Raw genomic sequence first — 12413 nt, 5'->3', positions numbered from 1 at the left:
CACCCCTTACGCCCCGGGCTCCGGGGCCTCGTCCACGGGCCAGGGGCCGCCCGGCCGCAGTTCGTCCCCGGACGCCATCGCGAACAGTGCGCTCAGCCCTTTGTCGAGGCCCAGATGCCGCTGCTCGGACCCCGGCGGGACCACCCGCAGGGTGCGCTCCAGCCACGCCGAGACCGCCGGGGCCGGCGCCTCCAGCAGGGCCTGCCCGTCCGGTGAGTCCAGCGCTATGCAGACCAGGCTGCGGCCGTCCAGCTTCGTCGGCCACACCCGCACATCGCCGTCGCCGCACGGCCGGAAAACGCCCTCGACCAGCAGTTCGCGGGCGAACGTCCAGCTGACCGGGGCGTCCGAACCGATGTGAAAGGTGACATGGACGGCGTACGGGTCATCGGTCAGGTACCTTAGCCGGGCCGGCACCGGAATGCTCCGCTCCGGCGACAGGACCAGGCCCAGCTCCAGCTCTCTTTCCACCACGGTGTGCATGGGGTCCGCCTCTCTTCGCTCCCTGCGGGCTCCGAGACCGGTCCCGCACGGAGAGAGAGCGGCCGGGCGCCGGACTCTTACACGACTTCGTACAACTTTTTTCCCGCGCCTCTTCCAGGTGGTCGTCGGCGGTCACCGCCCCGTGGGAACCCGGGGTCTGATAGATGTGGACGCCGCCTTGCGGCAGACTGCACCCCACACCCACCAGGCCGAGTACAGATACGGGACTTCGGATATGAGCGCCCCTACCTCAGGATCCGCCGGCGGTAGCCCCACGCCAGGCTTCTACCCGGACCCGTCCATCCCCGGCTACATCCGGTACTGGAACGGCGCCGCGTGGGTGCCGGGCACCAGCCGGCCCGCGCCCGCCGACGGTGAGGCGATGCCCGCCCCGCCGCCCGGTGTGGCTCCCTCCCCCGAGTTCTCGGCTCCGCTCGAACAGGGGGGACCCCCATCCGCCGTCGAGGAGACCGGCCCGGTCTTCTTCGACGAGGAGGAGGCGGCCGGCGGCTCCGCGGTGCCCGCCGTACGCCAGAGCGGTGACGTCGCCCCCGCGAGCTGGGACGACCCGGCCCGGCTGCACGGCACCAGCCCCGAATCGGCCGCCGCCTGGCAGGCCGATGCCTCCCGGCAGGCCGGTTTCGGCGGGGAGCCCGACCGCCGGATCTCCTGGGGTTCGCCGGACCAGGCCCCGCCCGGTACGCCGGCGGGCGCCGCCTCCTGGGGCGCGGTGCCGCCGCAGCGCGAGGGACAGGGGGCCGAGGCCGCGGCCGGCGAGGTGCCCGGCGCCGCCGCACAGGGCCCGGGGGTCCCGTCCGACGGGACGGTCACCATCCGCGCCGTGAACCCGGCCGCCCGCCGCGGCGGCAACTCCGGCGACCAGGGCACCACCGCGATCCGCGCGGTACGGCCCGAGGGCGGTAAGCCCGCCAAGGGCAACGAGACGATGGCGATCCGCGTCGCGGGCGGCGGCCGGGCCCCGTCCGCCGTGCCCGGTGACGCCTCCCCGCAGTCGCTGCCGACCGGCAACGACCAGCCGCAGAACCGTCCCGCCGCGCAGACTCCGGCGCAGCAGAGCCCCGCCCCGCAGACCCCGGCCCAGCAGAGCCCCGCGCCGCAGCGTCCCACCCCGCAGAATCCTGCCCCGCAGAACCCCGCCCCGCAGGCCCCGGTTCAGCAGCAGCCCGCCCCGCAGACGGCCGCACCCGCCGCCGGTGTGCCGCCGCAGGGCGGTGCCGCGGCGGCCCGGCCCGGTCCGCAGGGCGCCGACGCCGACGGGGTCATCCCCTGGAAGCCACCGGCCGCCGCCGACCCCTTCGCGGCCCTGGCAGAGGCCGCGCAGGGCCACCCGGCCGCGCTCGGCCGCAGGTTCGCGGCCCGGCTGATCGACACCCTGGTCCTGGGCGCGCTCACCGCCGCGGTCGCCGTCCCCATGTGGGGCACGGTCGCCGACCACCTCGACGCCAAGGTCGAGGCGGCCAAGCAGTCCGGCCGCCAGGTGACGGTCTATCTGGTCGACGGCACCACGATGCCGGTCTTCGCCACCATCCTGGCCGTCCTGCTGATCGGCGGTGCGCTCTACGAGGCGCTGCCGACCCTCAAGTGGGGCCGCACCCTGGGCAAGAAGCTGTGCGGCGTACGGGTCCTCGACATCGAGAGCCACGACACCCCGACCCTCGGCGCCGCGCTCAAGCGCTGGTTCCTCTACAGCGTGCTCGGCGTCCTCGTCATCGGCGTGCTGAACGTCGTCTGGTGCCTGTTCGACCGGCCGTGGCGCCAGTGCTGGCACGACAAGCTGGCCCGGACCTTCGTCGCCGCCGGCTGACCCCCGGCGCGGGGCGGTCCGCGCGGCAGCCGTTCCCCCGAACGGACCTCGCCGGATGCGGCGGGCCGCGAGATGGCGTCGACTCGGGCCATGAGTACCGACCAGCCCCGGCCCGGCCCCGGTGAGCCGCCGGAGAACGATCCGTTCCAGAAGCCGCAGGAGCCCCCGGCGGGCGGCGGCCCCCGCAACAGCGCGCCCCGGGAGAACGGCTCGCCCCGCAACAACGCGCCGCACAGCGGTGATTCGGGCGGCAGCGGTACGGGCGGTGAAGGCGGTGCGCCGCCACCCCCGGAGGGCACGCCGCCACCCGGTGGCACCCCGCCGTCCTGGGGCACCCCACCGCCCGGTGGCACCCCGCCGCCCGGTGCCGGCGGCCCTTACGGGGGCGGCCCGTCCGGCGGTGGCCCGTATGCCGGGGACCCCTACGGCGGGCAGTACGGAGTGGCCGACCCGCTGGCCGGGATGCCGCCGCTGGCGAACCGCGGCCGCCGGCTCGTGGCGCGCATCATCGACGCGGTCATCGTCGGGGTGCCGGTCTGGCTGATCATGACCGCGATCGTCGGCGGGGTGGACTTCTTCAGCACCGACGGCGAGATGGCCGGCCGGCAGTCCACGATCTCCGGCGTGACCCTGCTGGTGTATCTGATCTACGAGGGTCTGATGCTCAGCAGCCGCGGCCAGACCGTCGGCAAGATGGCGATGAAGATCCGGGTGGCGATGCTCGCGGACGGCTCGATCCCGCACGGCCAGCCGGGCTGGGTGCGGGCCGCGGTCTATTCGCTGCCGGAGATCGTGCCGTGCTGCGGTTTCATTTTCTGGCTGATCAACGTCTTGTGGTGTACCTGGGACAAGCCGTATCAGCAGTGTCTGCACGACAAGGCGGCGAAGACCGTGGTGGTGTCCACGGAGACGGGGCCGCGTACCGGCTCAGCGTGAGTGTTCGCCGATCCGGGCCTCACCGGCGCCGGCCGACCGGGCGAGGCCGCCCCAGGCGGCGGACCGGGGGCGCTCGGACGGTGTGCGAACGGCCTGCGACGGGGCGGGCTCGGCGGGCGGCCCGTTCCGTACGACATGCCGGCGGACCACCCGCGACACCCTGGGCATCGGCACCGTCATGGCGACCAGCAGTCCGAGCCCGAGCCCGGCGATGGCGATGACCGCGACCCCGATGCCGGTCTCCGTCTGGGAGAGCAGCAGCATCGCGAGGGTGGAGAAAAAGACGGTGGCCGAACCGTAGGCGAGCTGTGCGGCGGTCGGACGAGGCATGGCGGATCCGTCCTCGGGGGGTCGGCAGGGGGGTGTCGTTCAGGGCGCGCCGGCAAAGGAGCCTACGGTCCTTACTGCCCGAGCGGAACGCCGGGTAAGCGTGACCTAACCCACGGTTCGGGGCACAGGGGGCGCACAACGCGGTGGTGATTTTCCGGACGCCCTGACGTCATGGCTGCTGGGGGCGGGGGCGCATGCCCGGCGGGCATATACACCGGGCCCCTGCCCGGCGATTCCGCGCCCGGCGGCATGCCGCTGCCCGATGTCCGATAGCCGCAACTCGCGGACCGAGTAACGTACTTCGCTGACGTGCCCAAGTCAAGATCTGTCTTTTTCATCGTACTTCCGGTCGAATGCCCTCGAACAGTGACCGGTTCGATGGGGAGGACAGCGCCAAGTGAGAGACAGCAGACGGGTGTTCAGATCGGCCGCCCTGGCCACGGCAATCGCCGCGATCGGGGCGGCCGCTTTTTCTTCGGGGGTGGCGTCGGCCGACGCGCAGGGACCGTCGCCGGTCGCCAAGCGTCATGACCCGGCTCCCGAGCGGGCCGTGCAGCACGACCTCAAGGGCCCGTTCAGCGCCCGGCAGGCGGCCCAGCGCAAGGAAGCGCTCCAGCAGGTCATCTCCGGCGATGCCAAGGTGACCGAGCGGAACGGCTCCCGGGTCGTCAAGCTCGGCAAGAGCAAGTACGTCGAGCTGGCCCGGCAGAAGACCGACCGGATCTTCACCGTCCTCGTGGACTTCGGCGACAAGGTCGACGACACCACGATGTTCGACCCGGACGGCGACGGCCCCAAGCCCCCGGTGAAGAAGTACGGCGGCGATCCCGGCCCGGCGCACAACCGGATAGCCGAGCCGGACCGTGCCAAGGACAACAGCACGGCCTGGCAGAAGGACTTCAACCGGAAGCACTTCCAGGACCTCTACTTCTCGCACGACAAGAAGAAGCAGTCCCTGGCCAAGTACTACGAGAAGCAGTCCTCGGGCCGCTACTCCGTCCAGGGCGAGGTCTCCGACTGGGTCAAGGTCGACTGGAACGAGGCCCGTTACGGGTCCAACTACTGCGGCCAGACCAACTGCTCCAGCGCCTGGGACCTGATCCGCGACGGCGTCAACCAGTGGGCCAGGAACCAGAAGGCGGCCGGCCGCACCGACGCGCAGATCAAGACCGACCTCGCCAAGTACGACCAGTGGGACCGCAACGACCACGACGGCGACGGCAACTTCAACGAGCCCGACGGCTACATCGATCACTTCCAGATCGTGCACGCCGGTGAGGACGAGTCCGCCGGTGGCGGCGTCCAGAAGACCAACGCCATCTGGGCGCACCGCTGGTACGCGTACGGCTCGGACGCCGGCCGGACCGGCCCCGCGGCCAACAAGGCGGGCGGCACCCAGATCGGTGACACCGGCATCTGGGTCGGCGACTACACCATGCAGCCGGAGAACGGCGGGCTCGGTGTCTTCGCCCACGAGTACGGTCACGACCTGGGCCTGCCGGACGAGTACGACACCTCCGGCACCGGCGAGTCCTCGGTGGACTTCTGGTCGCTGATGTCGGGCGGCTCCTGGCTCGGCACCGGCAAGGACTCCATCGGTGACCTGCCCGGTGACATGAGCGCCTGGGACAAGCTCCAGCTGGGCTGGCTCAACTACGGCAAGGCGAAGGCCGCCAAGAAGTCCACCCACAAGCTGGGCGTCGCCGAGTACAACACCAAGAACAAGCAGGCGGTGGTCGTCGAGCTGCCGGCCAAGTCGGTCAAGACCGACATCGTGCAGCCCGCGGAAGGCTCCAAGCAGTGGTGGAGCAACATGGGCGACAACCTCAAGAACACCCTGTCCCGGCCGGTGGACCTCACTGGTAAGGCCAAGGCGTCGCTGACGCTCAAGGGCTGGTGGGACATCGAGAAGGACTACGACTACCTCTACGCCGAGGTCTCCGCCGACGGTGGCAGCAACTGGACGGCCCTGGACGGCACCGCGGCCGGCAAGGCCATCCCGCGCGACGGCAGCGACAAGCCCGCCCTGACCGGCACCGTGGCCGCCTACCAGGACCTCGCCTACCCGCTGGACGCCTACGCGGGCAAGAAGATCGACCTGCGCTTCCGCTACCAGACCGACGGCGGCGCGGCCCAGAAGGGCTTCGCGGCCGACACGGTCAGCGTGGTCGCCGACGGCAAGCCGCTGTTCAGCGACAACGCCGAGGGTGACGACAACGGCTGGACCGCCAAGGGCTTCTCGCGCCTCGGTGCGTCCTTCACCAAGGACTACCCGCAGTACTACATCGCGGAGAACCGCCAGTACGTGTCGTACGACAAGACCCTCAAGGTCGGCCCGTACAACTTCGGCTGGACCACCGCCAAGCCGGGCTGGGTGGAGCACTTCCCGTACCAGAACGGTGTACTGATCTGGCTGTGGGACACCTCGCAGGCGGACAACAACGTCGGCCTGCACCCGGGCCACGGGCAGATCCTGCCGGTCGACGCGCACCCCAAGGCCGAGCACTGGGCGGACGGCAAGCTGATGCGCAACCGCTTCCAGTCCTACGACTCGACCTTCACGCGGTTCCCGACCGACGCGCTGACCCTCCACCGGGACGGCAAACAGGTCAAGATCACTTCGAAGAAGGGCGTCACGCTCTTCGACGACCGGCACGGCGTCTACTACGACAAGGCGAACCCGACCGGTGCGGTGATCGTTCCTGACACCAACACCCGGATCAAGATCACCAAGGAGGCCCGGGACGGCTCCACGGTGACGCTGCGGGTCGGCTCCGCCGGTAAGTAAAAGGTAAATCCGCAGGTCAGATGCTGTTCGGCCGTCGCCCACTAGCGGGCGGCGGCCGATTAGCGTTTAGATGCGTTCTACAGTTCCTTGTTGACGCGAAGTCTCACGGGGGAGATATGAAGATGTCCGGTGGTGGTTTCATCAGGCTTCCCGGCGGAAGCGTGGTGGTCGCCCTCTCGCTGCCCAGGCCGCCGCACGGCGCCCGGGCCGGTCTCTACGACTGCGGTTGCCGGGTCCGGGTCCTGGTCCATGCCGTGAACCGCCAGCGCGCCCTGACCAGGCTGCGCAACCTCGGTCTGCGGTCCGTCTACCTGCGCGGCAACACCGAGCCGCCCACACCCGACGAGATCACGGCCGTGCTGCACCATCCCGACGGCCTGGTCTGGCGCGAGGCCCCCGAAGACGACACCGAGTCCTGGCATCCCATACGGGCGCTGCTGCGGCCCCAGCCGGCCCGCCCGTCGGCGGAGAACGAGCCGGCCGGGAACGAACGTCCGGCCGCCTGACGGCCCCCTCAGGCGCCGATGAGGACCGGTTTGCCGGTCAGCTCGGCGCCCGCCGCGCGCAGCTCCGCCAGCGCCCGCTCGGTGGTGTGCGCGGCGACCCCGGCGGTCAGATCCAGCAGGACATGGGTGCGCAGCCCGGCGCCGAGCGCGTCCAGGGCGGTGGCGCGGACACAGTGGTCGGTGGCGATACCGACCACATCGACCTCGCTGACGGAGTGCGCGCGCAGCCAGTCCGCCAGCGGGGTGCCGTTCTCGTCCGCGCCCTCGAAACCGCTGTACGCGCCGGCGTGGGCGCCCTTGTCGAAGACCGCGTCGATGGCGCCGGAGGCGAGCGCCGGGGCGAAGTTGGGGTGGAATCCGCTGCCCTCCGTGCCGGCGACACAGTGCACCGGCCAGGTGTGTTCGTAGTCCGGGGTGGTGGAGAAGTGATCACCGGGGTCGATGTGGTGGTCCCGGGTGGCCACGACATAGCGGTAGCAGCTGCCGGCCGTCTGGCCCACCAGATCGGTGATGGCCGCCGCGACATCCGCACCCCCCGCCACCGCGAGGCTGCCGCCCTCGCAGAAGTCGTTCTGTACGTCAACGACGATCAATGCCCGGTGCATGGTGCGTGCCTTCCGGCTGGGAATCGGGGAGGGGCGCGAGGGTGGTGTGACCGAGGGTAGCCACTGGACGGGGATTGCGGGAGTGGGGCGGAGCCCCCTGGGACGGCGGGTGCCGGGCACGGCGTACGGCGGCCGCCGCCCGGCACCCCGCGCCCCGTCGGCGGCGCCCGGTCAGACGTACTCGGTGGGCAGCACCGGCTCGCCGCGGGAGAGCTGGGTCGCCGACAGCGGCAGCGCGGCCCGCGCGGCGATGTGCCGGTCGCGGGCGGCGTCCAGCGGCTCACGGGCCACCACCCTGCCGGCGCTCACCAGCGGCACCAGCAGCTGCCGGTCGGCCAGCTCGGCGGGCACCGGCCCGGTGCCGATGACCTCGGCCTCGGCGACGCCGTCCGCGTCCGGCCGGCGCGCGGCCCACTTGCGGCCGCCCAGCGAGGTCTTGGCGCCCATCGACTTCTTCGCGACCGGCCGCAGCGGCGCGCCGGGCTCCTCGCTGTCGGCGCGGGCGACCAGCTTGTAGACCATCGAGCAGGTCGGGTGCCCGCTGCCGGTCACCAGCTGGGTGCCGACGCCGTACGCGTCCACCGGGGCGGCCGCCAGCGAGGCGATGGCGTACTCGTCCAGATCGCTGGTGACCACGATCCTGGTCTTGGTGGCGCCCAGCTCGTCCAGCTGCTGGCGCACCCGGTGGGCGATCAGCAGCAGATCGCCGGAGTCGATCCGGACGGCGCCGAGGTCCGGGCCGGCCACCTCCACGGCGGTGCGCACCGCCTCGGTGACGTCGAAGGTGTCCACGAGCAGGGTGGTCCCGCCGCCGAGGGTGTCGACCTGCGCGGTGAAGGCGTCCCGCTCGGTGTCGTGCAGCAGGGTGAAGGCGTGCGCGCTGGTGCCGACGGTGGGGATGTTGTAGCGGAAGCCGGCGGCCAGGTCGGAGGTGGTGTGGAAGCCGCCGACATAGGCGGCGCGGGACGCGGCCACCGCCGCCAGCTCATGGGTGCGGCGGGCGCCCATCTCCATCAGCGGGCGGCCGCCGGCCGCCACCGCCATCCGGGAGGCCGCCGCGGCCACCGCCGAGTCGTGGTTGAGGATCGAGAGGATCACCGTCTCCAGGAGGACCGCCTCGGCGAAGGTGCCCTCGACCCGCATGACGGGGGAGCCGGGGAAGTAGACCTCGCCCTCCGGGTAGCCCCAGATGTCGCCGCGGAAGCGGAAGTCCGCCAGCCACTCCAGGGTCGGCTCGTCGAGGATGCCGCGCTCGCGCAGGAAGCCGAGGATGGTCTCGTCGAAGCGGAAGTTCTCCACCGCGTCCAGCACCCGGCCGGTGCCGCCCACCACGCCGTAGCGGCGGCCCTCGGGCAGCCGGCGGGTGAAGACCTCGAAGACCGACCGCCGCTGCGCGGTGCCGGACCGCAACGCGGCCTGCAGCATGGTGAGTTCGTACTGGTCGGTGAAGAGCGCAGTCGACGGCACGGCCACCGGCAGCCCCAGGTCTGCTGTGTTCATGGGAGAGATGCTACCCCCATTACTCGTCACTTTGACGATAGTGGGTCGGGTGCCCGGCAACGGCTCCGGCGGCCGGGGTGTGCGGCTCGCCGACGCGGCCCGCGCGAGGGGCATTTGTGCGTCGTCCGCCCCCGGGTGGCAGCATGGGGCCTGTGAGCGCCCACCCGTCACCCACGACCACGCTCCGGCCGCATCGCTGCACGCTCAGTGTCCCGGTCGAGATCGAACGTCCCGAGTCGAGCGAGGCTCCCTTCGAGGTCCCCGAACCCGACGTCCCGTGGGTCACGATCGTCCACAACGACCCGGTCAATCTCATGAGCTATGTCTCGTACGTCTTCCAGTCGTACTTCGGCTACTCCAAGGACAAGGCGCACCAGTTGATGCTCGACGTCCATCACAAGGGACGCGCGGTGGTCTCCAGCGGCAGCCGCGAGGAAATGGAGCGCGACGTGCAGGCGATGCACGGCTACGGCCTGTGGGCGACCCTTCAGCAGGACCGCCGATGAGCGGGCACTTCGAGCCGCTGCCCGGCGGCGGCGCCGCCGTCCCGCTCGACGAGGTCGAGATCTCCATCCTGCGCAGCCTCGCGGTCCAGCTGATGGAGCTGATCGGTCCGGGCGAGGAGGCCGGGGAGAGCGAGAGCGACGATCTGCTGGCGTCGGTCTTCAACGACGGTCCCAGCGAGCCGCCCGCCGACCCGGTCCTGGCCCGCTTCTTCCCCGACGCCTACGGCGGGCCCGACCTCGTCCCCGATGACGACGTCCGCGCCGCCGCCGCCGAATTCCGCCGCTACACCGAGAACGATCTGCGCTCCCGCAAGCGCGCGGACGCGCTCGCGCTGATCCGTGCGCTGGACACCCTGGCGCCCGAGGGCGGCAGTGCGCAGCTGCGGCTGAAGCCCGCCGAGTGCCGGCAGTGGCTGGGGGCGCTCAATGACCTCCGGCTGGCCATCGGGACACGGCTTGAAGTCACCGACGAGGAGGACGGCGGCGAGCTGCTGCGGCTGCCGGACAGCGACCCGCGCAAGCCGATGGTGATGGCGTATCTCTGGCTCGGCGGGCTCCAGGAGACTCTCGTCGAGTCACTGATGGGCTGAAATTCGGGCGTACCACCCCGGGAATTCGCCGGGTGTTCGCTCAGCGGACGCTCAAATCCGGATAACGATCGCGTCACCGGTCCGGTGCGTCTTGCTGTCGTTTGCGGAACTTGTCCTCTTTTTCGGGTGGTTCGGTTCACGCCATCCCTAGTCGATCTTCGATGGCGCGTGTTAAATGTTCACGACCTGCCGTGAGCGACGCCACCCCTGTCGCCGCGGGAGCGCTGAGCCGGCCGACCGTCGGCGTGCAGGAACTCCATCCGGGGGGATCGGGACCCGATCCGGACAGACCGGGTCGGAATGGAGAAAGGCGCACCACTCATGACCTCTGTGCAGGTCGACAAGCAGCACGACGGCAGTGAGGCACCTGGGCAGGAGCCCGAGGAGGGCTACCAGCGGGGGCTGGGAAACCGTCAGATCCAGATGATCGCCATTGGTGGCGCCATCGGTACCGGCCTGTTCCTCGGGGCCGGCAAGGCGATCTCGATGGCCGGGCCGAGCATCGTCCTCGCCTACGCCATCGTCGGCCTCGTCATCTTCTTCATCATGCGGGCCCTGGGCGAACTGCTCATGTACCGGCCCGTCTCCGGCTCCTTCTCGGAGTACGGACGCGAATTCCTCGGCCCGTTCATCGGCTTCGTGACCGGCTGGACGTACTGGCTCTTCTGGGTCGTCACCGGGATCACCGAAGTGACCGCCGCCGCCACGTATGTGCAGTACTGGAACAAGGGCATACCGCAATGGGCCTCGGCACTCGTCTTCACGTGTGCGCTCTTCGGTATCAACCTGATCTCCGTGAAGATCTTCGGTGAGCTGGAATTCTGGTTCTCGATGGTCAAGGTCACCGCGATCATCGGCATGATCCTGATCGGCCTCGGCGTGATCACCCTCGGCTTCTCCGACGCCGGTGACACCGCCTCCTTCACGCTCCTGTGGTCCGAGGGCGGCTTCTTCCCCAAGGGCATCGGCGGCACGCTGATGACGCTTCAGATCGTGATGTTCGCCTTCCTCGCCGTCGAGCTCGTCGGCGTCACCGCGGGCGAGGCGACCGACCCCAAGAAGGTCCTGCCCAAGGCGATCAACACCGTGCCGTGGCGGATCGGCCTCTTCTACATCGGTGCGCTGATCATCATCCTGTCCGTCGTCAGCTGGACGGCCTTCAAGCCGGGCGTCAGCCCGTTCGTCGCCGCCTTCCAGCAGATCGGCCTGCCGGCCGGCGCGGGCATCGTCAACTTCGTCGTGCTGACCGCCGCGCTCTCCTCGGCGAACTCGGGCATGTACTCCACCGGCCGGATGCTGCGCGACCTCGCGCTCAACGGCCAGGGCCCGAAGTTCTTCACCAAGCTCAGCAAGAACGGCCTGCCCACCTGGGGTACCGGCGTCTCGGTCGCGATGATGCTGTTCGGCGTCTACATCAACTACCAGTGGCCCGGTGAGGCGTTCAACTACGTCGTCTCCTTCGCCACCATCTCCGGTATGTGGGCGTGGATCGTCATCCTGGCCTCGCAGCTGCGCTACCGCGCCAAGGCGAACCGCGGCGAGCTGCCGCAGTCCGAGTTCAAGGCTCCCGGCAGCCCCTTCACCTCGATCTTCGCGCTGGCCTTCATCGGCATGGTGATCGTGATGATGGGCGTCGACAAGGACGCCCGGATCTCCCTCTACGCGGCTCCCGTGTGGGCGCTCATCCTGGGCGTCGGCTACCTCTGCATCAAGCGGCGGGACGCGGCGCTCGCGGCGGCCGGCGCGGACACCAAGAGCTGAGGCAACACCCCGGACGGCGGCGAAACCGCCCGGCTGTCCAGCATGCGGGCCCGTATGTACCACTCTTCGGTACGTACGGGCCCGCTGGCTATTCTTGGCGCCATGCTGACCCTCACCAAGGCCCTCTACGACCAGATCGTCGAGCACTCCCGCCAGGACCACCCCGACGAGGCCTGTGGCGTGGTCGCGGGCCCGGCGGGCAGCGGCCGGCCCGAGCGGTTCATCCCGATGCTGAACGCCGCCCGCTCACCCACCTTCTACGAGTTCGACTCCTCCGACCTGCTCAAGCTCTACCGCGAGCTGGACGACCGGGACGAGGAGCCGGTGATCATCTACCACTCGCACACCGCCACCGAGGCCTACCCCTCGCGTACCGACATCTCGTACGCGAACGAGCCCGGTGCCCACTATGTCCTGGTTTCCACCGCCGACGCCGATGACGCCGGACCCTTCCAGTTCCGCTCGTTCAGGATCGTGAACGGCGAGGTCACGGAGGAAGAGGTCGAGGTCGTGGCGGAGTACTCCTGAGCGCGTCCCACCTGGCGTACACCGATCGTCCGCATCATGGGACAAGGTTCCAATA

12 protein-coding genes are annotated in these 12413 nt (G+C 70.4%); 8 read left to right on the top strand and 4 right to left on the bottom strand.

Annotated features, from left to right (window positions below; all coding sequences use genetic code 11):
- Positions 1-6: 6 nt before the first annotated feature.
- Positions 7-483 carry an SsgA family sporulation/cell division regulator gene (locus QT196_RS15170; RefSeq protein ID WP_168479309.1) on the bottom strand — a complete coding sequence of 159 codons (477 nt, stop codon included), beginning with the start codon at positions 481-483 and terminating at the stop codon, positions 7-9.
- 235 nt (positions 484-718) lie between these two features.
- Here QT196_RS15170 and QT196_RS15165 point away from each other — a divergent pair, with 235 nt between their 5' ends.
- Both QT196_RS15165 and QT196_RS15160 read left to right on the top strand, forming a co-directional pair.
- Positions 719-2308, top strand: coding sequence for an RDD family protein (locus QT196_RS15165; RefSeq protein ID WP_168479307.1), 1590 nt, complete (start codon positions 719-721; stop codon positions 2306-2308).
- A 90-nt stretch (positions 2309-2398) separates the two neighbouring features.
- Positions 2399-3244, top strand: coding sequence for an RDD family protein (locus QT196_RS15160; RefSeq protein WP_266731280.1), 846 nt, complete (start codon positions 2399-2401; stop codon positions 3242-3244).
- Here the strand turns inward: QT196_RS15160 and QT196_RS15155 are convergent.
- Positions 3236-3574 (bottom strand): hypothetical protein, encoded by a 339-nt coding sequence (locus QT196_RS15155; RefSeq protein ID WP_168479305.1) that lies wholly within the window; start codon positions 3572-3574, stop codon positions 3236-3238. The genes QT196_RS15160 and QT196_RS15155 overlap by 9 nt on opposite strands.
- A gap of 397 nt (positions 3575-3971) precedes the next feature.
- On the opposite strand from QT196_RS15155, the gene QT196_RS15150 reads away from it, so the two are divergent.
- The gene (locus tag QT196_RS15150) at positions 3972-6362 is read left to right on the top strand and encodes an immune inhibitor A domain-containing protein (protein ID WP_290355070.1); all 2391 of its coding nucleotides are present in this window, start codon (positions 3972-3974) and stop codon (positions 6360-6362) included.
- A gap of 122 nt (positions 6363-6484) precedes the next feature.
- Entirely contained in the window at positions 6485-6868 is a 384-nt protein-coding gene (locus QT196_RS15145) for a hypothetical protein (protein WP_248001151.1), read from the top strand.
- Between the two features lie 8 nt (positions 6869-6876).
- On the opposite strand, the gene QT196_RS15140 is transcribed toward QT196_RS15145, so the two are convergent.
- The gene (locus tag QT196_RS15140) at positions 6877-7473 is read right to left on the bottom strand and encodes an isochorismatase family protein (protein ID WP_290355069.1); all 597 of its coding nucleotides are present in this window, start codon (positions 7471-7473) and stop codon (positions 6877-6879) included.
- A 171-nt stretch (positions 7474-7644) separates the two neighbouring features.
- Positions 7645-8973 (bottom strand): nicotinate phosphoribosyltransferase, encoded by a 1329-nt coding sequence (locus tag QT196_RS15135; protein WP_168479297.1) that lies wholly within the window; start codon positions 8971-8973, stop codon positions 7645-7647.
- Positions 8974-9125: 152 nt separating this feature from the next.
- Between QT196_RS15135 and clpS the strand changes: the two genes are divergently transcribed.
- The 4 genes from clpS (at position 9126) to QT196_RS15115 (ending at position 12358) form a co-directional block, all read left to right on the top strand.
- A complete protein-coding gene (gene clpS, locus QT196_RS15130; RefSeq protein WP_018091297.1) occupies positions 9126-9479 on the top strand; it encodes an ATP-dependent Clp protease adapter ClpS in 354 nt (117 codons plus the stop codon).
- Positions 9476-10069, top strand: a complete 594-nt coding sequence (locus QT196_RS15125) for a DUF2017 domain-containing protein (protein WP_168479295.1) — start codon at positions 9476-9478, stop codon at positions 10067-10069. Before clpS ends, QT196_RS15125 begins: the two co-directional genes overlap by 4 nt.
- A gap of 321 nt (positions 10070-10390) precedes the next feature.
- Positions 10391-11830: an amino acid permease gene (locus tag QT196_RS15120; RefSeq protein ID WP_168479293.1), complete on the top strand. Its 1440-nt coding sequence runs from the start codon at positions 10391-10393 to the stop codon at positions 11828-11830.
- Between the two features lie 102 nt (positions 11831-11932).
- Positions 11933-12358 (top strand): M67 family metallopeptidase, encoded by a 426-nt coding sequence (locus tag QT196_RS15115; RefSeq protein ID WP_168479291.1) that lies wholly within the window; start codon positions 11933-11935, stop codon positions 12356-12358.
- Positions 12359-12413: the final 55 nt, after the last annotated feature.

The sequence above is a fragment of the Streptomyces sp. P9-2B-2 genome (genome assembly GCF_030406865.1).
GTDB lineage: Bacteria > Actinomycetota > Actinomycetes > Streptomycetales > Streptomycetaceae > Streptomyces > Streptomyces platensis.
This window is presented reverse-complemented; position numbering and strand designations above follow the sequence as displayed.

Bases quoted from the DNA above. Each gene is read 5' to 3' on its own strand.
- QT196_RS15170 (WP_168479309.1), bottom strand. From the start codon at position 483: ATGCACACCGTGGTGGAAAGAGAGCTGGAGCTGGGCCTGGTCCTGTCG.
- QT196_RS15165 (WP_168479307.1), top strand. From the start codon at position 719: ATGAGCGCCCCTACCTCAGGATCCGCCGGCGGTAGCCCCACGCCAGGC.
- QT196_RS15160 (WP_266731280.1), top strand. From the start codon at position 2,399: ATGAGTACCGACCAGCCCCGGCCCGGCCCCGGTGAGCCGCCGGAGAAC.
- QT196_RS15155 (WP_168479305.1), bottom strand. From the start codon at position 3,574: ATGCCTCGTCCGACCGCCGCACAGCTCGCCTACGGTTCGGCCACCGTC.
- QT196_RS15145 (WP_248001151.1), top strand. From the start codon at position 6,485: ATGTCCGGTGGTGGTTTCATCAGGCTTCCCGGCGGAAGCGTGGTGGTC.
- QT196_RS15140 (WP_290355069.1), bottom strand. From the start codon at position 7,473: ATGCACCGGGCATTGATCGTCGTTGACGTACAGAACGACTTCTGCGAG.
- QT196_RS15135 (WP_168479297.1), bottom strand. From the start codon at position 8,973: ATGAACACAGCAGACCTGGGGCTGCCGGTGGCCGTGCCGTCGACTGCG.
- QT196_RS15125 (WP_168479295.1), top strand. From the start codon at position 9,476: ATGAGCGGGCACTTCGAGCCGCTGCCCGGCGGCGGCGCCGCCGTCCCG.
- QT196_RS15120 (WP_168479293.1), top strand. From the start codon at position 10,391: ATGACCTCTGTGCAGGTCGACAAGCAGCACGACGGCAGTGAGGCACCT.
- QT196_RS15115 (WP_168479291.1), top strand. From the start codon at position 11,933: ATGCTGACCCTCACCAAGGCCCTCTACGACCAGATCGTCGAGCACTCC.